The following is a 21069-nucleotide window of genomic DNA, read 5'->3' as shown; positions in this document are numbered from 1 at the left end:
CCTCCTTTTCAGCCGTTTTGAACATTCAGTTCACGTTCACGCAAAATCGTTTTCGCACGAGCAATGGATTTTCTCACTTCACGTATGCGGGCAGTGTTTTCCAATTGTCCGGTTGCAAGCTGGAAACGCAGATTAAATAATTCTTCTTTCAGCGTCTTCACATTTTTTTCAACCTCGGCAGTGGATAAATTACGAAGTTCTTCAGCCTTCATTTGCGTCACCACCCACTTCTTCGCGTTTCACAATCTTCGTTTTGATCGGAAGTTTGTGGCCTGCGAGTCTCAAAGCTTCATTGGCTACTTCTTCATTGATGCCGCCCACTTCAAAGAGTATGCGGCCAGGTTTAACGACTGCAACCCATCCTTCAGGAGCACCTTTACCGGAACCCATGCGGACGTCCAGTGGTTTTTTGGTATAAGATTTCTGCGGGAAGATTTTGATCCATACTTTTCCGCCACGTTTCATGAAACGCGTCATAGCGATACGGGATGCTTCAATCTGGCGGCTGGTAATCCACGAGGATTCCAGTGCCTGAAGTCCGTATTCACCGAATGTTACCGTAGCACCGGCTTTGGTCTTACCATGCATTCTGCCACGATGCTGTCTGCGGAATTTTACACGTTTTGGCATTAACATAATTATCTTCCTCCTTCCTTATTGTCTGTTCCTTTCGTCGGAAGGACTTCCCCGCGATAGATCCAAACTTTAACGCCGATTTTACCATATGTTGTATCTGCTTCTGCAGTACCGTAGTCAATATCAGCGCGAAGTGTGTGAAGCGGTACAGTTCCTTCACTGTAATCCTCTGTTCGTGCCATATCAGCACCACCCAGACGTCCGGCACACTGTGTTTTAATCCCCTTGGCACCGGCCCTCATGGCTCTCTGCAAGGTCTGTTTCTGGGCACGTCTCCAGGAGATACGGCTTTCCAGCTGTTTCGCAATGTTTTCCGCAACCAGTCTGGCATCAAGATCCGCATGCTTGATTTCGAATATGTTGACGTGAACACGTTTGCCGGTCAGGTCATTCAGTGCTTTGCGAAGCGTTTCAACTTCTGAGCCACCCTTACCGATGACCATTCCGGGTTTCGCCGTTTTGATCGTAATATTGATCCGGTTTGCGGCACGTTCCAGTTCAATGGATGATACGGCTGCATCCTTCAGCCTGTCTTCAATATATTTACGGATTCTGATATCTTCGTGAAGATATTTTGCATAGTTCTTCTTATCAGCATACCATTTGGATTCCCAGTCACGGATCACTCCGATTCTGAAACCTATAGGATTAATTTTCTGACCCACTCATTATCCCTCCTTCTTTTCTGATACGATAACCGTGATGTGACTCGTACGTTTGTTAATTTTGCTTGCACGTCCCTGAGCACGCGGACGGAAGCGTTTGAGCGTTGCGCCTTCATCCACATAAGCTTTTTCAACATACAGGTCACTGGTATCCATATCATAATTGTGTTCTGCATTAGCAATAGCAGATTTCAGTACTTTTTCAATGATCGGAGAAGCGGCTCGCTGCGTGTTCTGCAGAACTGCCAGAGCATAGCCGACCTCTTTTCCCCTGATAAGATCGATAACAAGACGCGCCTTACGGGGAGCAATTCGAATTTGTCTGGCAACAGCTTTTGCTTGCATCAGATTTCCTCCTTTCCTTAACGAACGCTTGTTCTCTTATCGAAAGATACATGTCCGCGGTACGTTCTTGTCGGTGCAAATTCACCCAGTTTATGTCCAACCATATCTTCTGTAATGTAAACCGGCACATGTTTGCGGCCATCATAAACAGCGATGGTATGGCCAATAAAGTCGGGGAATATCGTTGACCTTCTTGACCAGGTTTTAATGACTCTTTTTTGATCCTTATCATTCAGTGCAGCGACTTTCTTCATCAGGTGATCGTCGACAAAAGGTCCTTTTTTCAAGCTTCGGCTCATGAATAGGCCTCCTTCCAAAAATGATTTATCATCCGTAGTTATTTTTTGTTTTTGCGGTGTCTGACGATGAACTGTTCAGACTGATTCTTCTTCTTCCGCGTCTTGTAACCCGTCGTCGGCATGCCCCATGGTGACATCGGTGACTTGCGCCCTACAGGAGCTTTTCCTTCACCACCACCATGCGGATGGTCATTCGGGTTCATAACAGAACCACGGACAGTCGGGCGGATACCCTTCCAGCGTGAGCGACCCGCCTTACCAACCGACACAAGGCCGTGTTCCAGGTTGCCAACCTGCCCGATTGTTGCGCGGCAGGTTTCCAGGACCATCCGGACTTCACCGGATACAAGACGGATCAGTACGTATTTACCTTCTTTACCGAGAAGCTGTGCAGATGCCCCTGCTGAACGAACGAGCTGTCCGCCCTTTCCCGGCTTCAGTTCAATATTGTGAACCGTTGTACCTACAGGAATATTTTTTAACGGCAGCGCGTTACCGGTTCTGATATCTGCTTCGGTCCCTGACATTATTTCTGTTCCTACTTTGAGACCCTGGGGAGCAAGGATATACCTTTTTTCACCATCCACATAGTGAATAAGTGCAATATTTGCTGTCCGGTTTGGATCATATTCAATCGTTGCAACGCGGCCTGGAATGCCGTCTTTATCACGTTTAAAATCAATCAGACGGTACTGACGCTTGTGACCGCCGCCCTGATGACGAACAGTCAGTTTGCCCTGATTGTTTCTGCCTGCTTTGTTCGGCAGCGACCGAAGCAGCGTTTTTTCCGGAGTCGTTGTTGTTATTTCAGCGAAATCCAGCGAGCTCATATTTCTCCGGCCGTTGGACGTCGGTTTATACTTTTTAAGTGGCACGATCAATAACCTCCTTCTTTACTGATGCTCATTCGCCCTCGTAAAAATCGAGTTCTTTACTTTCAGGTGTCAGAGTAACAATCGCTTTTTTGCGTCGTGCTGTGTAGCCGGAATAGCGGCCATAACGTTTCGGCTTACCCTTCACGTTCATGGTATTGACTTTATCGACCTTAACTTCAAAAACGGCTTCCACAGCGCGTTTGATTTCAGATTTGTTTGCACGAAGATCAACATCAAACGTATATTTCTTGTCCGCCATCTGATCTGTTGTTTTTTCAGTCAGCACGGGGCGCTTAATAATATCATGCGGATCCTTCATTATGCAAGCACCTCCCCAAGTTTTTCGGCAGCGTCCCTGGTGACAATCAGTTTGTTATGTGCCAGAACATCAAGAACGTTGACCTGGGATGCTGTCAGTACCTTTACACCAGGAATATTGCGGGAGGACAGGATCACGGTGTCATCCGCTTCATTCGTGACAACAAGAGCTTTTTCTGATACTGACAGATTCTTCAATACAGCAATAAATTCTTTTGTTTTCGGAGCTTCAAATTTAAGGCTGTCCAGAACAATTAAATCCTTTTCTCCGACTTTCCCTGATAAAGCAGATTTAATAGCCAGTCTGCGCACCTTTTTAGGAAGTTTATAGGCATAGCTGCGTGGTGTCGGTCCAAATACCGTACCGCCACCGACCCACTGCGGGGAACGTGTGGATCCCTGACGTGCGCGGCCGGTTCCTTTCTGGCGCCACGGTTTTCTTCCGCCGCCGCGTACTGCAGAACGGTTTTTAACAGCGTGCGTGCCCTGACGCTGTGACGCCTGCTGCATCACAACCGCCTGATACAGGACATGTTCATTCGGTTCAATGCCAAAAACGGCATCAGCCAGTTCAACATTTCCGACCTCAGCACCTTTTTGATCATAAACAGTTACTTTTGGCATGGAAGCATCCTCCTTTCTTATTTAGCTTCTGCCGCTTTACGGGCAGATTTTATCGTAATATAGCTTTTCTTTGCGCCCGGGACATTGCCTCTGATCAGAAGCAGTTTCCGTTCAGCGTCAACTTTTGCAACAACGAGGTTTTGTACGGTTATTCTCTCTCCGCCCATACGACCGGCGAGCTTTTTGCCTTTGAACACGCGGGCCGGGTCGATAACGCCCAAAGAGCCCGGACGACGATGGTAACGTGAACCATGTGTCATCGGTCCGCGGGACTGGTTGTTCCGTTTAATCGGGCCCTGATAGCCTTTCCCCTTCGAAGTACCCGTTACGTCAATGATGTCTCCTGCTTTGAAAATATCAGCTGTTACTTCCTGACCAACTTCATAGTCGTCAAGGTTTACATCACGGATTTCCTTAATGAAGCGCTTAGGTTCCGCCTTTGCTTTATCGGCGTGTCCCTGAACCGGTTTGACAATGCGTGATTCCTTCAGTTTGTCAAAGCCAAGCTGAACGGCTTCGTAACCATCTGATTCGGCCGTCTTTTTCTGAAGAACCACATTACCCGATACATCAACAACCGTAACCGGGAGTGCATCGCCGTTTTCCGCAAAAATCTGCGTCATACCGATTTTTTTGCCTAAGATTCCTTTAGTCATCCGTTACACCTCCTGTTTCATATAGGGATTTATAACTTAATTTCGATGTCTACACCTGAAGGAAGATCCAGTCTCATTAATGAATCAACCGTCTGAGGTGTCGGCTCAACAATATCAACTAAACGTTTGTGCGTACGCATTTCGAACTGTTCACGTGAGTCTTTGTATTTGTGCACGGCACGCAGAACGGTGTAAATCGACTTTTCTGTGGGGAGCGGAATCGGTCCTGAAACCCTTGCTCCCGAACGTTTTGCCGTTTCCACAATCTTTTCAGCCGACTGATCCAGAATACGATGATCATATGCCTTTAAACGAATGCGAATCTTTTGCTTTGCCATGTTACATTCCCTCCTTTTTTCGTCCATTTTTTAAAAACAGACTTGCTCCACGAAAATTTCCATCTGCACCCGCCTTGGCAAAGGAGCCGGGTGTATCCGCAACCTTCCGCATCATCGCTAACAAACAACTTACTCATTATACATGAGCATACCGGACAAATCAAGAATTAACCTGTTTTTTTCTCCAGCTCTTCAGGTTGGCCGCTGTAAAGTTAAAAAAAGAACATCCCCCTGGAGGGATGTTCTTTTTATCTGTTTCTTATTCAACGATTTCAGAAACAGAGCCGGCGCCTACTGTACGGCCACCTTCACGAATCGTGAACTTTGTTCCCTTTTCAATAGCGATCGGTGAAATCAGCTGAACATCCATATTGACGTTGTCGCCGGGCATAACCATTTCTGTTCCTTCCGGAAGAGTGATTGTGCCGGTTACGTCGGTTGTCCTGAAATAGAATTGCGGACGGTAGTTTGAGAAGAAAGGCGTATGACGGCCACCTTCTTCTTTCTTCAAAACGTAAACCTGAGCTTTGAAGTGCGTATATGCTGTAACCGTACCTGGTTTAATTAAAACCTGGCCGCGTTCTACACCATCACGGTCAATACCACGAAGAAGCGCCCCGATGTTATCACCGGCTTCAGCGAAGTCCAGAGTTTTACGGAACATTTCAACACCGGTTACAACGGTCTTCTTCGGTGCATCAGTCAGACCAAGAATTTCAACTTCGTCACCGATTTTAACCGTTCCGCGTTCTACACGGCCGGTTGCAACCGTACCACGACCGGAAATGGAGAAGACATCTTCGACAGGCATCATAAATGGCTTGTCATTGTCACGCTGAGGTGTCGGGATGTAGTTATCAACGGCATCCATCAGTTCAACAATATGTTTTTCTTCTTCAGGGTCGCCCTGGAGAGCTTTCAGAGCAGAACCTTTGATAACCGGTACATCGTCACCCGGATAACCGTATTCACTGAGCAGGTCACGAACTTCCATTTCAACCAGTTCCAGAAGTTCAGGATCGTCAACCTGATCCGTCTTGTTCAGGTATACAATGATTGCAGGAACACCGACCTGGTGTGCCAGCAAAATGTGTTCACGAGTCTGCGGCATCGGACCATCAACAGCGGAGACAACAAGAATCGCACCGTCCATCTGTGCTGCACCGGTGATCATGTTCTTTACATAGTCTGCGTGGCCGGGGCAGTCAACGTGTGCATAATGACGCTTTTCAGTTTCATATTCAACGTGTGCCGTTGAAATCGTGATCCCACGTTCACGTTCCTCCGGAGCACCATCAATAGAATCATAAGCACGTGCCTTAGCTGTACCTTGCTTGGCAAGCACACTTGTAATCGCTGCAGTCAAAGTTGTTTTACCGTGGTCAACGTGACCGATTGTGCCAATATTAACATGCGGTTTTGTGCGTTCATAATGTTCTTTAGCCATGGATTTATAATCCTCCTTTAATTCAATGCAAAGTTTTAATTTATATGCAGTAAGGAAGCAGGCAGGCTCGTTGTTTGCCATCTCCCTTAGCTTACAATAAAAAACAAAGTGTGACAATTACCGGGCATACAAAAGTTGTTATTCACCTGTAGCCTTTTTAATGATCTCTTCACTGATACTCTTCGGCACCTGTTCATAGTGGTCAAATTGCATCGTGAATGTCCCGCGTCCCTGAGTAGAGGAACGGAGTGAGGTCGCATAACCGAACATTTCAGCCAGCGGCACATGTGCATTAACGGCCTGTGCGCCTGCGCGGGCTTCCATTCCGTCAACACGTCCGCGACGGCTTGTAATGTCTCCCATAATATCACCGAGATACTCCTCAGGGATATTAACCTCAACCTTCATGATAGGTTCGAGGATCACCGGAGCACAGGTATTTTTAGCTGCTTTAAGTGCCATCGATGCAGCGATCTTAAAGGCCATTTCACTTGAGTCGACATCGTGGTAAGATCCGTCAACCAGGCTCGCCTTTACATCAATCATCGGATAGCCGGCAAGCAGGCCATTTGCCAGCGATTCTTTCAGCCCGGACTCAACTGCCGGGATGTATTCACGCGGCACAACGCCACCGACAACCTTGTCTTCAAATACAAAGCCTTCTCCTTCTTTAAGAGGCTCGAATTCGATCCAGACGTGACCATATTGCCCACGTCCGCCGGACTGACGGATAAATTTACCTTCACAGCGACCCGCTTTGGTTAAGGTTTCTCGGTAGGCAACCTGAGGAGCACCTACATTAGCGTCAACTTTAAACTCGCGGCGCAGACGGTCAACAATGATGTCCAGGTGCAACTCACCCATACCTCCGATAATCGTCTGACCGGTTTCGTCATCCGTGCGCGTTTTAAAAGTAGGATCTTCTTCAGCCAGTTTTGCCAGAGCGATATCCATTTTATCCTGATCTGCTTTTGATTTTGGTTCAATCGCAACGTGAATGACCGGATCAGGGAAATCCATGGACTCCAGAATGACCTGATTATCTTCATCACAGAGTGTATCTCCGGTCGTTGTATTCTTCAAACCAACGGCAGCTGCGATATCACCGGAATATACCTGCTTGATTTCGCTTCTGTGGTTGGCATGCATTAACAGGATTCGTCCAAGGCGTTCCCGTGTATCCTTTGTTGAGTTCTGGACGTATGAGCCCGCTTTGGCAGTACCGGAGTAGACACGAAAGAACGTCAGTTTTCCGACATACGGATCCGTCATCACCTTGAACGCAAGTGCGGAGAACGGTTCGCTGTCATCTGCTTTACGCTCCGCATCTTCACCGGAATCCGGAAGTGTTCCTTTAATCGGAGGAACATCAAGCGGGGACGGAAGATAGTCGATGACGGCATCAAGAACATGCTGAACGCCCTTATTTTTAAAGGCTGTTCCGCAAAGAACCGGGAAGAATTTAACATCACAGGTTGCTTTACGGATAGCGGCTTTTAATTCATCAACTGTGATTTCCTGACCATCCAGATATTTCACCATAATGTTGTCATCAACATCAGCGACCGCCTCAACCAGCTTGTCGTGATATGCTTCAGCCTGTTTTTTGTATTCATCAGGAATCTCTTCGGCGTCAATGATCGAACCCATTTCATCCTCATAAATATAGGCTTTCATACCAACCAGATCGATTTCACCTTTATAGTGATCCTCAGCTCCCATTGGCAGCTGAATCGGATGGGCGTTAGCGTGCAGACGTTCATGAAGCGTCTTGCATGAATACAGGAAGTCGGCACCGATTTTATCCATCTTGTTTACAAAGACAATTCTCGGTACGCCGTATGTCGTTGCCTGGCGCCAGACCGTTTCCGTCTGCGGTTCGACCCCCGACTGGGCATCAAGTACTGTGACGGCACCATCAAGGACACGCAGAGAGCGTTCCACTTCAACTGTGAAGTCTACATGCCCCGGTGTATCGATAATGTTGATCCTGTGATTCTTCCACTGGGCAGTCGTCGCAGCAGATGTAATCGTGATCCCGCGTTCCTTTTCCTGATCCATCCAGTCCATCTGTGAAGCACCTTCATGGGTTTCACCAATTTTATGGATTCGACCGGAGTAGTAGAGAATTCGTTCCGTTGTGGTTGTTTTACCGGCGTCGATATGGGCCATAATCCCAATATTTCTCGTCTTCTCCAAAGGAAAATCCCTTGCCATGTTTTTCACTCCTTCCTATGCGCCTCGTGCATTACCAGCGATAATGAGCGAAAGCCTTATTAGCTTCAGCCATTTTATGCATATCTTCGCGCCTTTTAACTGACGCACCCGTATTATTGGAGGCATCAATAATTTCATTCGCCAGTCTTTCGACCATCGTTTTCTCGCCGCGAAGTCTTGAATAGTTCACCAGATAACGGAGACCCAGAGTCGTCCGTCGTTCCGGACGCACTTCAACCGGCACCTGGTAGTTTGAACCGCCGACACGCCGTGCTTTTACTTCAAGCACCGGCATAACATTCTTGAGTGCCTGTTCAAAAACTTCCATGGCTTCATGGTTGGTGCGTTTTTTTATTAAATCAAAAGCCTGATAGAGAATCGTCTGAGCCTTGCCTCTCTTACCATCTTTCATAATCCGGTTGATCAGCCGTGTGACCAGCTTCGAATTATAAAGCGGGTCAGGCAGTACGTCTCTTCTTTCAACAGGTCCTTTTCTGGGCATGATGGATCCTCCCTTCTGTTTCAGTTATTTATTATTTCTTCGGTTTCTTGGCACCGTATTTTGAACGGCCCTGCTTACGATCGACAACACTTGCCGTGTCCAGTGCGCCACGGATGATATGGTAACGGACACCCGGAAGATCCTTGACACGTCCGCCGCGGATCAGCACAACACTGTGTTCCTGAAGGTTGTGACCGATTCCCGGGATGTACGCGTTCACTTCAATGTTATTAGAAAGACGGACACGCGCATATTTACGAAGCGCAGAGTTCGGTTTCTTTGGGGTCAGCGTACCGACACGGGTACATACGCCCCTCTTCTGCGGAGCAAAATCATCTGTCAGTGATTTTTTGAAGCTGTTGTAGCCTTTGTTCAACGCAGGAGCTGTCGACTTCTTCGTTCTTGACTTACGTCCCTTATTAATTAATTGATTAATTGTAGGCATCTAACCAGTTCCTCCTTTCATTTTCTAATCCCACTGATCCAGGCGGTTCCTTTTTCGCGCAAAAAAGTGTTTTTGCAGAAGGACTGCTTCCGCAAAAACAGTTATCTTTTTATTGCAACCGTCGAAGCCCCGACTTCAATGCCACAGGCTTGACCCAGTTTTTTCATTGAATCGACAGGACTGACCGGTACATCCAGTTCTTCCGCAAGTTTCAGCACTTTACTGGTTACACGGACATCGGCGTCACGGGCTATAATGACTTCCTGAGCCCGCTTTTCCTTTAACGCTTTTAATGTCTGCTTCGTCCCAATAATAATTCCATTCTTCGCCTGTGTCACTTTTTCATAAGACATATTTCAAATCCTCCAAAGTAACAAAGTGTTCAAGAACACTCAGATATAATAGCACCTGCCAAACCCTGTTGTCAACACCCGGATCAGCTTTCCTGATTAATCAGTTCCCCTTCAGGTTTTTTCTCTTTTGTCTGTGCATCTTCATCGGCTGTCTGAACCTTAATGTTACGATATCTTTGCATTCCTGTTCCGGCCGGAATCAGCTTACCAATGGTGACATTCTCCTTCAGTCCGACCAGTTCATCAGTTTTACCCTTTATCGCTGCATCGGTGAGGACTCTCGTCGTTTCCTGGAAGGAAGCTGCCGAGAGGAAGGACTCTGTTTCAAGGGCTGCTTTCGTAATACCAAGTAATACCGGATGACCGGTTGCCGGAATCTTATGATGCAGAAGCACTTCGCGGTTATCATCCTTGAATCGATGGATGTCCATCAGCGCACCCGGAAGAACCGACGTATCACCGCCGTCAATGACGCGGATCTTCCGCATCATCTGACGAACCATGACTTCTACGTGCTTATCACCGATTTCAACACCCTGCATCCGATAAACTTTCTGCACTTCACGGAGCAGATAGTTCTGAACGCCGCGCAGTCCGACGACATGAAGCAGCTCTTTCGGATCGATTGACCCGACGTTGAGCGGATCGCCGGCTTTGACTTTACTGCCTTCACCGACTTTCATACGGGCGCTTAACGGAATCGTGTAGGTCTTGGTTTCCAGGTCGCCTTTTACAGTCACTTCACGTTTGTCTTTCAATTCACTGATGGAAGTCACTTCACCATTAATTTCAGTGATGGTCGCCTGGCCTTTTGGATTTCTCGCCTCGAAAAGCTCCTGAATACGCGGGAGACCTTGCGTGATGTCGTCTCCGGCAACACCACCGGTATGGAATGTACGCATCGTCAACTGAGTACCAGGTTCACCAATCGACTGAGCGGCGATAATGCCGACGGCTTCACCCACCTCAACTTCAGATCCGGTGGCAAGGTTACGACCGTAGCACTTTCTGCAGACACCGTGACGCGTCTCGCAGGTAAATACGGAACGGATTTCCACCTCTTCAATTCCGGCGTTCACGATGTTCGTGGCTGTGTCTTCATTAATCAACTCATCTTTTTTAACGAGCACTTCGCCGGTTTCCGGATGATAAACGGTCTTATTTGCCCTACGTCCGACTATACGGTCAAACAGGCTTTCGATTTCTTCGGTTCCTTCACGGATGGCTCGAACGACAATTCCACGGTCTGTACCGCAGTCGTCTTCTCTGACAATCACATCCTGAGCCACGTCGACCAGCCGGCGTGTCAGATAACCTGAGTTGGCGGTTTTAAGAGCCGTATCCGCAAGTCCCTTCCGCGCACCGTGTGTAGAGATAAAGTACTCCAGTACGGTCAGACCTTCGCGGAAACTTGAGATAATCGGCAGCTCGATAATACGCCCTGACGGGTCGGCCATCAGGCCACGCATACCTGCCAGCTGCGTAAAGTTGGAGGCATTACCACGGGCACCGGAATCACTCATCATAAAGATCGGGTTGGTCTTTTCCAGCGAGTCCATCAGTTTGGACTGGATGGTATCTTTGGCGTCGCTCCAGATACCAACAACACGTTCATAACGTTCATCTTCGGTAATTAACCCGCGACGGAACTGTTTCAGGACTTTCTGAACATTTTCTTCCGCCTTGTCCAGTATTTCTTTCTTTTCCGGAAGGACGATGACGTCGGATACGCCAACGGTAATTCCGGCTTTCGTTGAATACTGGAATCCAAGTGCTTTCAGGCGGTCAAGAAATTTCGATGTTTCTGTAACTTTATAGCGTTTGAACACTTCAGCAATGATATGTCCCAGATATCCTTTTTTGAACGGCGAGATCTCATCACGTGAAGCAATCTCTTTCGGAATATTGGAACCCATCGGCACGAAATATTTTTCGGGAGTTTCCACCTGAAGGTTGTGATCCGTTGGTTCATTAATATACGGGAAAGATCTGGGCAAAATGCGATTAAAAATCATTTTGCCGACTGTTGTGATCAGGTACTCGCTGTTCTGTTTATCCGTAAATGTCGGGTTATGCAGCGATGCAGCCGGGATCGCAACCCGGGTATGCAGATGTACATAACCGTTATGGTACGCGAGCATAGCCTCGTTTGAATCTTCGAATACCTTTCCTTCACCAACGGCCCCTTTTCTCTCAAGGGTCAGATAATAGTTACCCAGCACCATATCCTGTGATGGTGTAACAATCGGTTTACCGTCTTTCGGGTTCAGGATATTCTGTGCCCCAAGCATCAGAAGACGTGCCTCAGCCTGTGCTTCGGTTGAGAGCGGAACATGAACGGCCATCTGGTCACCGTCGAAGTCCGCGTTGTAAGCTGTGCAGACCAGCGGGTGAAGACGAATAGCACGACCTTCAACAATCTTTGGCTCAAAGGCCTGAATACCCAGACGGTGCAGCGTTGGTGCACGGTTCAGTAAAACCGGATGTTCTTTAATCACATCTTCCAGAACACCCCAGACTTCCGGGCTGACTTTCTCAACCTTTCTCTTGGCACTCTTGATATTATTCGCAATGCCGCGTCCGACAAGTTCTTTCATGACAAAAGGTTTGAACAGTTCAAGCGCCATTTCCTTCGGCAGCCCGCACTGATACATTTGCAGGCTTGGTCCGACAGCAATAACAGAACGTCCGGAATAATCAACACGTTTGCCAAGCAGATTCTGACGGAACCGGCCCTGCTTTCCTTTCAGCATGTGAGACAGTGATTTGAGCGGACGGTTACCCGGTCCGGTGACAGGACGTCCGCGACGTCCGTTGTCAATCAGAGAGTCGACCGCTTCCTGAAGCATACGTTTTTCGTTCTGGACGATAATGCTCGGTGCACCAAGCTCCAGCAGTCTTTTCAGTCTGTTGTTACGGTTGATGACGCGTCGATACAGATCATTCAGATCGCTTGTTGCGAAACGACCGCCATCCAGCTGAACCATCGGACGCAGTTCAGGAGGGATGACCGGCAGAACGTCCAGAATCATCCATGACGGCTCGTTGCCGGATTCACGGAATGCTTCGACCACTTCAAGTCTTTTAACGGCGCGGGTCCGTCGCTGGCCCTGAATGTTCTTGATCTCCTGCTGAAGGGTTTCAGATTCTTTATCCAGGTCAACATCCTGAAGTAATTTTTTGATGGCTTCAGCACCCATGCCCGCTTTGAATGCCGTACCGTATTTTTCACGGTAACTGCGGTATTCCTTTTCGGAAAGAAGCTGTTTCTTTTCGAGCGGTGTATCACCTGGTTCGGTCACAGCATAAGAAGCAAAGTAGATGACTTCTTCCAGCGCTCTGGGGGACATGTCGAGCAGAAGACCCATCCGGCTTGGAATACCTTTGAAGTACCATATATGGGAAACAGGTGCTGCAAGTTCAATATGACCCATTCTTTCTCTGCGGACTTTCGCCCGGGTCACTTCAACACCGCAGCGGTCACAAACCACGCCTTTATACCTCACGCGTTTGTATTTTCCACAATGACATTCCCAGTCTTTTGTCGGCCCGAAAATACGTTCACAGAACAGACCGTCTTTTTCCGGTTTCAGCGTTCTATAGTTGATGGTTTCAGGTTTTTTGACTTCGCCATGCGACCATGAACGAATTTTGTCTGGTGATGCTAAACCAATCTTCATAAATTCAAATTTATTAACATCCAGCAAGGGGGCAACCTCCCTTATTTTTCAGTGTTTCGGCCATCCTGGAGCCGAGTTGTTTCACCAAGCTGTTTGCCTGAAGAGGTTGATTCTTTCCAATGGATCGTCAAACCTGCACATTCAGGTTATCATCAACATTTTCTTCTTCATCTTCAAGTTCCTTAATCACAATTTCCGATTTATCTGCAGCAAGTACTTTAACATCCATGCCAAGGCTCTGAAGTTCTTTGATTAATACTTTAAAAGCTTCAGGAACACCGGGTTCCGGTAAATTTTCACCTTTGACGATGGACTCATAAGTTTTCACACGTCCGACGACATCGTCGGATTTAACCGTCAGAATTTCCTGGAGTGTGTGGGCAGCACCATAGGCTTCAAGTGCCCATACTTCCATTTCACCGAAACGCTGGCCTCCGAACTGTGCCTTTCCTCCAAGAGGCTGCTGCGTAACCAGTGAATAAGGACCCGTAGAACGTGCGTGCAGTTTATCATCAACCATGTGTGCCAGCTTGATCATATACATCACGCCGACAGAAACCCGGTTGTCAAAGGGTTCGCCTGTACGTCCGTCATACAGGACTGTTTTTCCGTCACGGGGCATGCCCGCTTCGTCCAGTGTGCTCCAGACATCTTCCTCACGCGCTCCGTCGAAAACGGGGGTTGCCACGTGGATGCCCAGTTCATGGGCGGCCATACCAAGATGGAGTTCGAGCACCTGCCCGATATTCATACGGGAAGGCACGCCGAGCGGGTTCAGCATGATGTCGAGCGGACGGCCGTTAGGCAGATAAGGCATATCCTCTTCAGGAAGAATCTTGGAGATGACACCTTTGTTTCCGTGACGTCCGGCCATCTTGTCGCCTTCATGGATTTTTCTCTTCTGAGCGATGTAGACACGAACCAGTTCATTGACACCCGGCGGCAGTTCATCTCCGGCATCCCGGGTAAAGATCTTGACATCATGGACAATACCGCCGCCTCCATGTGGTACCTTAAGCGATGTATCACGTACTTCGCGTGCCTTCTCACCGAATATGGCATGGAGAAGCCGTTCTTCTGCAGTCAGTTCCGTAACGCCTTTCGGGGTCACTTTTCCAACCAGGATATCTCCATCCCGCACTTCGGCGCCGACGCGGATAATGCCACGGTCATCCAGGTTCCTGAGGGCATCTTCACCGACATTCGGAATGTCGCGGGTGATGTCTTCCGGTCCCAGCTTGGTATCGCGGGCATCGGATTCGTATTCCTCAATATGAATAGAAGTGTACACATCATCTTTGACCAGCTTTTCACTCATGATGACGGCATCTTCATAGTTATATCCGTTCCAGGTCATGAATCCGACAAGTACGTTACGGCCGAGAGCAAGTTCACCGTTGTCCATTGATGGACCATCGGCAATAATTTCGCCTTTATCAACAACCATACCTGTTTTAACAATCGGTTTCTGGTTGTAGCACATCCCCTGGTTCGAACGTTCAAATTTAGACAATTTGTAAGTCATCGTATCGCCTTCGGTCTCCTGCCCGTCGACCGTCTCCAGCGTACGTACCCGGATCCTGTCTGCAGAAACGTACTCTACACGCCCGCGGAATTTCGAACGGATAGCAGCACCGGAATCACGGGCCGAAACGTATTCCATACCTGTTCCGACAATCGGTGCTTCCGGTTTCAGCAGAGGAACGGCCTGGCGCTGCATGTTGGCGCCCATGAGTGCACGGTTTGAGTCGTCGTTGGCGAGGAAGGGGATACATGCGGACGCAACAGAGACGACCTGCTTTGGAGAGACATCCATGTAGTCCACACGATCACGATGGACGACCAGATTTTCACTCCGGAAACGGGCGAGAATATGATCATCCTTAAATGAGCCATCCTCGTTCAGTTCCGCATTCGCCTGCGCAACGACGTAGTTATCTTCTTCATCCGCAGTCAGATAATCAATATGTTCCGTCACCTTCCCGGTATCCGGATCCACGCGGCGATACGGTGTTTCAATGAAACCGTATTTGTTGACACGTGCATAGGTAGACAGAGAGTTGATCAGTCCGATGTTCGGGCCTTCAGGCGTTTCAATTGGGCACATACGGCCATAGTGTGAGTAGTGAACATCACGGACTTCCATTCCCGCGCGCTCTCGCGTCAGACCACCCGGACCCAGTGCGGAAAGCCTGCGCTTGTGGGTCAGTTCAGCAAGCGGGTTTGTCTGATCCATGAACTGCGACAGCTGCGAACTTCCAAAGAATTCTTTTATTGAGGCAATCACAGGACGGATATTAATCAGAGCCTGTGGTGTGATACTATTCGTATCCTGTATCGACATCCGTTCGCGGATCACCCGCTCCATTCTTGAAAGGCCGATACGGAACTGGTTCTGAAGCAGTTCCCCGACCGACCTGAGACGGCGGTTCCCCAGATGGTCAATGTCGTCTGTGTCACCAATGCCGTGCAAGAGGTTAAAGAAATAGTTAATCGACGACAAAATATCTGCCGGGGTTATATGTTTAATCGACTTGTCAATACCGCAGTTGCCGATCACTTTAATGACTTTCCCCTGGTCTTCTTCAAGCGGTGAGTAAACGCTGATCGACTGAACTCTGACCGTCTGGCCGGCAATGACACCATCTGTCGGGGTATATTCAACATAACCCAGTTTCTTCTCAATGATCGGAAGCAGACGGTCCAGCGTCCGACGGTCAAGAAGTGTCCCTTCGTTGGCAACAATTTCACCGGTATCCGGATCAATCAGTTTCTCAGCGAGGCGCTGGTTGAACAAACGGTTTTTGATGTTCAGTTTTTTATTCATTTTATATCGACCGACATTAGCCAGATCATAGCGTCTCGGATCAAAGAAACGTGCTTCGAGCAGGCTCTTCGCGTTCTCAACAGTCGGCGGTTCGCCCGGACGCAGACGTTCATAAATTTCAACAAGTGCTTTGTCTGTATTATCGGTGTTGTCTTTTTCCAGTGTATTTCTGAGATATTCATCATCGCCAAGAAGATCAATGATTTCCTGGTCTGTACTGAATCCAAGGGAACGTAAAAGCACCGTTATCGGAACTTTACGTGTGCGGTCAATTCTCACATAAGCAATATCCTTGGCATCTGTCTCATATTCAAGCCATGCACCACGGTTAGGGATGACAGTCGCTCCGAAACCTTTCTTGCCGTTCTTGTCGATTTTATCATTATAGTAAACACTTGGAGAGCGGACAAGCTGTGAAACGATTACCCGCTCGGCACCGTTGATAATAAATGTCCCGGCTTCCGTCATCAGCGGAAAGTCGCCCATGAACACTTCCTGTTCTTTCACTTCGCCGGTTTCTTTATTAATCAGCCGCACTTTAACACGCAGCGGTGCGGAATAGGTCACATCGCGTGATTTCGCTTCGTCTACCGAGTACTTGGGTTCTCCCAGACTGTAATCGACAAATTCCAGAATCAAGTTTCCCGTAAAATCTTCCACCGGTGAAATGTCCTGAAACATTTCCCTGATTCCCTCATCAAGGAACCATTGATAGGAGGCGGTCTGAATTTCAATAAGATTAGGGAGTTCAAGAACTTCCTTAATCCGAGCGTAGCTCCTGCGTTGGCGGTGGCGTCCGTATTGTACGAGTTGACCTGTCAACTATTTCACCCCTCAAATCAAGCATATTGAAAAAATCGGCAAACTGAATAGAAAAGCTTACCGTCATTCAAAAATTATTTGATTAGTATTCCCAATAAAAGGGAATAGCATACTCACAAAAGTATCAATGTTAGCATTAAAACATAATATCATAGTCGATTTTTATTGTCAATCTTTTTTGCACAAAAAACATGATACCCCTTCTTGCGTGCTTCTATCTGAACGGTACCGAACAGTTCGCGTAGTGCAGTAAGCGCTGAAGGAGCCCCCTGTTTTTTTTGAATAACCGACCAAAATTCACCACCGCTCACCAGATGATGAAAGGCATCCTGAAAAATCTCCCGGACTATTTTTTTCCCTGCGCGAATCGGCGGATTGGTCACAATCGCAGCAAACGTCCCGTCAACATGTGTAAACAGATGGCTCTGAACCACATCGGCCGTCACATGGTTGGCGTTCACATTTTCATGAGCCAGGCGGACAGCCCGTTCATTGATATCAGCCATCATGATCCGGCGTTCCGGGAAGGCTTTAGCCAGGGCAATACCAATCGGTCCGTAACCACAGCCCATGTCAAGAATTCTTCCTGGAACCGGCGACTCACGGAAGGATTCGATCAGTAATCTGGATCCGAAATCAACACCTTTTCTGGAGAAGACGCCGGCGTCAGTTGTAAAATGGCAGGGGATGCCTCTCAGCTCTACGCTGATGACCTGAGGATGACTTTCTGCCTGGGGATGTTCCGAATAATAGTGATCGTTCATTGACATCGGCACCTCAATCCAAAGTTCCTTATTTTCGGACCTGTCATAACAGATACTATGCTGCACTTATCGTGTAAAATAATAAGAAAGGCCCGCGCAAGCGCGGGCCTTGTGAGCAGAAACTTATTTCAGCTCTACTTTTGCGCCAACATCTTCGAGTTTGGCTTTGATTTCTTCGGCTTCTTCTTTTGCAGCGCCTTCTTTAACAGCTTTCGGAGCTTCGTCTACCAGATTCTTTGCATCTTTCAGACCAAGGCCGGTGATTTCACGGACAGCCTTAATCACTTTAATTTTCTGTCCGCCGACTTCAGCAAGAACCACATCAAATTCTGTTTTTTCTTCAGCCTGGGCAGCACCGGCACCTGCAGGAGCAGCGACCTGAGCAGCTGCCGATACACCAAATTCATCTTCAATTGCTTTTACGAGGTCGTTCAGTTCAAGAACCGACATCTCTTTAATTGCACCAATGATATCTTCTTTAGTCATTGATTATAATCCTCCTCAAATTGCATTTTTTCACTTCATTTTTTGTAAATGTTAACAGATCAGGCCGGGATCAGGCTTCCTGCTGTTCCTTCTTGTCGGCAACAGCCTTGACGCCAATCGCAAACTTGCGAATTGGAGCCTGCAGCACATTGGCCAGCATAGAAAGCAGTTCTTCTCTTGTCGGCAACTTGGCGAGTGTCTGAAGTTCTTCAATAGAAACCGGTTTGCCTTCAATAACACCGGCTTTGATTTCCAGCGCTTCATGATCCTTCGCAAAATTGTAAAGAATTTTTGCCGGGGAAATGACGTCCTCCTTGCTGAAAGAGATGGCTGTTGGGCCAGTGAGTGCTTCATCAAGAGAAGTCATGTCGGTTAATGCTGTTGCACGACGGGCAAAAGTATTTTTATATACTTTGTAATCCACATCGGCTTCGCGAAGCTGTTTACGCAGTTCCGTGACTTCTGCAACAGACAGACCGCGATAGTTCACAACGATGGCTGCCACACTGTTTTTCAGTTTATCGGCAATCTCATCTACAACCTTCTTTTTTCCTTCGATGATTTTCGCATTGCTCATTTTCTGTTACACCCCCTTTTCCCCGCAGTCCGGAAATTTCAGATTTTGCCTGATTCTCATAAAAGGCAATAAAAAACCCTCAGTCCAATGAAGACATGAGGGACCATTTCTATCCAACACATAACGGTTATCAAGAATCTGAAAACCTCGGCGGGGAGAATTAAGCATCTGTGATGCCCCTGCTGTCTTCGGTTATTGCTATTCAATGTGTACAAACAACAACTGCGATTATATTATCCTTCTACCCGTCTGTCAAGCGCTTCAGCGGGCAAGGGCCGTTGATACCTTTACTCCAGGGCCCATTGTTGATGAGATCGCGATGTTCTTCAGATACGTCCCCTTTGCTGCAGAAGGTTTAGCCTTTACCAGGGTATCAACCAGAACCCGGAAATTTTCTACCAGCTTGCTGTCTTCAAAGGAAATCTTGCCAATCGGCACGTGGACGTTACCATCTTTCTGAGCACGATATTCTACTTTGCCGGCTTTAATTTCCTTAACCGCTTTTTCTACATCAAACGTTACCGTTCCGGTCTTCGGGTTCGGCATCAGTCCTCTTGGACCAAGCACACGGCCGAGGCGGCCCACCTGAGCCATCATATCAGGAGTGGCAACGACGACGTCAAAATCGAACCAACCTTCATTGATCTTATCAACATATTCCTGTTCGCCGACAAAATCAGCTCCGGCAGCTTCCGCTTCCTTAGCCCTGTCGCCCCTGGCAAACACCAGAACGCGCTGCGTTTTTCCTGTTCCGTTGGGAAGGACAACCGCCCCGCGGACCTGCTGATCGTTCTTTCGGGTATCAACGCCCAGTCGTACGGCAACGTCAACAGACTCATCAAAACCCGCATGAGCAATCTTTTTTACAAGTGCGACAGCTTCATCGATATCATAAGCCTTTGAGCGGTCGACTTCTTTGATTGCATCAAGATATTTCTTTCCTCTTTTAGCCATTCCAAATCCTCCTCTGTGGTATTAACGGTTTGCATCAGACCTCCCACCGATCAAAAACAGCTCGAACTTCATTCACTTTTAGTGAAGAACGGATCAGTCTTCCACAACAATGCCCATGCTCCGGGCCGTTCCTTCAACCATCCGCATGGCGGCATCTACATCGGCCGCATTAAGATCAGGCATTTTCAGTTCAGCAATTGAACGCACTTTATCGCGCTTAATCGTTGCTACTTTCGTTAATTTCGGTGAACCCGAACCGGATTCAATACCCGTTTCCTTTTTCAGCAGAACAGCTGCCGGTGGTGTCTTTGTGATGAACGTAAATGAGCGATCCTCAAATACGGTGATTTCCACCGGGATGATCATTCCTGCCTGATCAGATGTACGTGCGTTGAACTCCTTGCAGAAGCCCATAATATTAACGCCCGCCTGGCCCAGTGCCGGACCTACTGGCGGAGCCGGATTTGCTTTCCCTGCCGGAATCTGCAGTTTAACCAGTTTGACTACTTTCTTTGCCATGAGAGCACCTCCCTGAAACAAATTGTGGTACGGGCACAGCCCTCCCACTCAATTGATAAATCTCTATGGCCTGTTCAGTTTCCCGTTATGATGATGAGATCGGTTAAGGTTTTGCTCATACAAACATTGAAATTATACACGCCGGCTGATAAAATTGCAAGGCGAAGTCAGTCAAGCTTTCGAACCTGTTCAAAATCCAGTTCAACCGGTGTTTCACGGCCGAACATGTTCACATGCACTTTCAGTTTGTTCTTCTCCGGGTCAATACTTTCTACGTTGCCGACGAAATCAGCAAACGGACCTTCCTTGACCTTAACCTGTTCATTAATTTCAAAATGAACATCCACAGTTTTCTCTTTCAGGCCCATTTGCTTTAGAATGCCATCTACTTCTTCCGGGAGCAGCGGAATCGGTTTTGAACCCGCTCCCGTTGAGCCGACGAAGCCTGTAACACCGGGTGTGTTGCGCACAACGTACCATGAATCGTCTGTCATAATCATTTCAGTCAGGACATATCCGGGGAACACCTTCCGCATAGCTGTCTTTTTCTGGCCGTTTTTAATTTCTGTCTCCTCTTCCATCGGAACGAGAATCCGGAATATTTTATCAGCCATACCCATGGATTCCACTCTTTTTTCGAGGTTGGTCTTGACCTTGTTTTCATAACCCGAGTATGTGTGAATAACATACCAGTTCTTTTCCATAACTTTCTTCCTCCAA

At 47.8% G+C, this 21069-nt stretch carries 23 protein-coding genes and 1 other annotated feature; all 23 genes read right to left on the bottom strand.

Annotation, left to right across the window (positions count from 1 at the left end; translation table 11 throughout):
- Positions 1-8 precede the first annotated feature (8 nt).
- Positions 9-212, bottom strand: coding sequence for a 50S ribosomal protein L29 (gene rpmC / locus EWH91_RS10645; RefSeq protein WP_129930022.1), 204 nt, complete (start codon positions 210-212; stop codon positions 9-11).
- On the bottom strand, positions 202-636 hold the full coding sequence (rplP, locus tag EWH91_RS10640) for a 50S ribosomal protein L16 (protein ID WP_129930021.1): 435 nt from the start codon (positions 634-636) through the stop codon (positions 202-204). Before rplP ends, rpmC begins: the two co-directional genes overlap by 11 nt.
- Before the next feature lie 2 nt (positions 637-638).
- Positions 639-1301, bottom strand: coding sequence for a 30S ribosomal protein S3 (gene rpsC / locus EWH91_RS10635; RefSeq protein WP_129930020.1), 663 nt, complete (start codon positions 1299-1301; stop codon positions 639-641).
- Between the two features lie 3 nt (positions 1302-1304).
- Positions 1305-1646, bottom strand: coding sequence for a 50S ribosomal protein L22 (gene rplV / locus EWH91_RS10630; RefSeq protein WP_129930019.1), 342 nt, complete (start codon positions 1644-1646; stop codon positions 1305-1307).
- A 17-nt stretch (positions 1647-1663) separates the two neighbouring features.
- Positions 1664-1945 carry a 30S ribosomal protein S19 gene (rpsS, locus tag EWH91_RS10625; protein WP_129930018.1) on the bottom strand — a complete coding sequence of 94 codons (282 nt, stop codon included), beginning with the start codon at positions 1943-1945 and terminating at the stop codon, positions 1664-1666.
- A gap of 38 nt (positions 1946-1983) precedes the next feature.
- Positions 1984-2820 carry a 50S ribosomal protein L2 gene (rplB, locus tag EWH91_RS10620; protein WP_129930017.1) on the bottom strand — a complete coding sequence of 279 codons (837 nt, stop codon included), beginning with the start codon at positions 2818-2820 and terminating at the stop codon, positions 1984-1986.
- A gap of 28 nt (positions 2821-2848) precedes the next feature.
- Positions 2849-3139 (bottom strand): 50S ribosomal protein L23, encoded by a 291-nt coding sequence (rplW, locus tag EWH91_RS10615; protein ID WP_129930016.1) that lies wholly within the window; start codon positions 3137-3139, stop codon positions 2849-2851.
- Entirely contained in the window at positions 3139-3762 is a 624-nt protein-coding gene (gene rplD, locus EWH91_RS10610) for a 50S ribosomal protein L4 (protein ID WP_129930015.1), read from the bottom strand. The genes rplW and rplD overlap by 1 nt, the downstream gene beginning before the upstream one ends.
- A 17-nt stretch (positions 3763-3779) precedes the next feature.
- Positions 3780-4418: a 50S ribosomal protein L3 gene (gene rplC, locus EWH91_RS10605; protein ID WP_129930014.1), complete on the bottom strand. Its 639-nt coding sequence runs from the start codon at positions 4416-4418 to the stop codon at positions 3780-3782.
- Between the two features lie 29 nt (positions 4419-4447).
- Entirely contained in the window at positions 4448-4756 is a 309-nt protein-coding gene (rpsJ, locus tag EWH91_RS10600) for a 30S ribosomal protein S10 (protein WP_129930013.1), read from the bottom strand.
- A gap of 259 nt (positions 4757-5015) precedes the next feature.
- A complete protein-coding gene (gene tuf / locus EWH91_RS10595) occupies positions 5016-6203 on the bottom strand; it encodes an elongation factor Tu (protein WP_129930012.1) in 1188 nt (395 codons plus the stop codon).
- A gap of 138 nt (positions 6204-6341) precedes the next feature.
- On the bottom strand, positions 6342-8420 hold the full coding sequence (gene fusA / locus EWH91_RS10590) for an elongation factor G (RefSeq protein WP_129930011.1): 2079 nt from the start codon (positions 8418-8420) through the stop codon (positions 6342-6344).
- 31 nt (positions 8421-8451) lie between these two features.
- A complete protein-coding gene (gene rpsG / locus EWH91_RS10585) occupies positions 8452-8922 on the bottom strand; it encodes a 30S ribosomal protein S7 (RefSeq protein ID WP_129930010.1) in 471 nt (156 codons plus the stop codon).
- Between the two features lie 31 nt (positions 8923-8953).
- On the bottom strand, positions 8954-9367 hold the full coding sequence (gene rpsL, locus EWH91_RS10580; RefSeq protein ID WP_129930009.1) for a 30S ribosomal protein S12: 414 nt from the start codon (positions 9365-9367) through the stop codon (positions 8954-8956).
- Between the two features lie 101 nt (positions 9368-9468).
- Positions 9469-9720 carry a 50S ribosomal protein L7ae-like protein gene (locus tag EWH91_RS10575; RefSeq protein ID WP_129930008.1) on the bottom strand — a complete coding sequence of 84 codons (252 nt, stop codon included), beginning with the start codon at positions 9718-9720 and terminating at the stop codon, positions 9469-9471.
- 83 nt (positions 9721-9803) lie between these two features.
- Positions 9804-13427, bottom strand: coding sequence for a DNA-directed RNA polymerase subunit beta' (gene rpoC, locus EWH91_RS10570; RefSeq protein ID WP_129930007.1), 3624 nt, complete (start codon positions 13425-13427; stop codon positions 9804-9806).
- Positions 13428-13527: 100 nt separating this feature from the next.
- The gene (rpoB, locus tag EWH91_RS10565; protein WP_129930006.1) at positions 13528-17049 is read right to left on the bottom strand and encodes a DNA-directed RNA polymerase subunit beta; all 3522 of its coding nucleotides are present in this window, start codon (positions 17047-17049) and stop codon (positions 13528-13530) included.
- Between the two features lie 149 nt (positions 17050-17198).
- A complete protein-coding gene (locus EWH91_RS10560) occupies positions 17199-17813 on the bottom strand; it encodes a class I SAM-dependent methyltransferase (protein WP_129930005.1) in 615 nt (204 codons plus the stop codon).
- Between the two features lie 123 nt (positions 17814-17936).
- On the bottom strand, positions 17937-18299 hold the full coding sequence (gene rplL, locus EWH91_RS10555; RefSeq protein ID WP_129930004.1) for a 50S ribosomal protein L7/L12: 363 nt from the start codon (positions 18297-18299) through the stop codon (positions 17937-17939).
- 70 nt (positions 18300-18369) lie between these two features.
- Entirely contained in the window at positions 18370-18876 is a 507-nt protein-coding gene (rplJ, locus tag EWH91_RS10550; protein WP_129930003.1) for a 50S ribosomal protein L10, read from the bottom strand.
- Between the two features lie 61 nt (positions 18877-18937).
- Positions 18938-19086, bottom strand: a sequence feature (ribosomal protein L10 leader region).
- A 51-nt stretch (positions 19087-19137) separates the two neighbouring features.
- Entirely contained in the window at positions 19138-19830 is a 693-nt protein-coding gene (gene rplA / locus EWH91_RS10545; protein ID WP_129930002.1) for a 50S ribosomal protein L1, read from the bottom strand.
- A 93-nt stretch (positions 19831-19923) separates the two neighbouring features.
- On the bottom strand, positions 19924-20349 hold the full coding sequence (rplK, locus tag EWH91_RS10540) for a 50S ribosomal protein L11 (protein WP_129930001.1): 426 nt from the start codon (positions 20347-20349) through the stop codon (positions 19924-19926).
- A gap of 167 nt (positions 20350-20516) precedes the next feature.
- Positions 20517-21053, bottom strand: coding sequence for a transcription termination/antitermination protein NusG (nusG, locus tag EWH91_RS10535; protein ID WP_129930000.1), 537 nt, complete (start codon positions 21051-21053; stop codon positions 20517-20519).
- Positions 21054-21069 lie beyond the last annotated feature (16 nt).

Source organism: Sporolactobacillus sp. THM19-2, from assembly GCF_004153195.1.
GTDB lineage: Bacteria > Bacillota > Bacilli > Bacillales > Sporolactobacillaceae > Sporolactobacillus.
The sequence above is the reverse complement of the archived record's forward strand: the minus strand, read 5'-3'. Positions and strand labels throughout refer to the sequence as shown.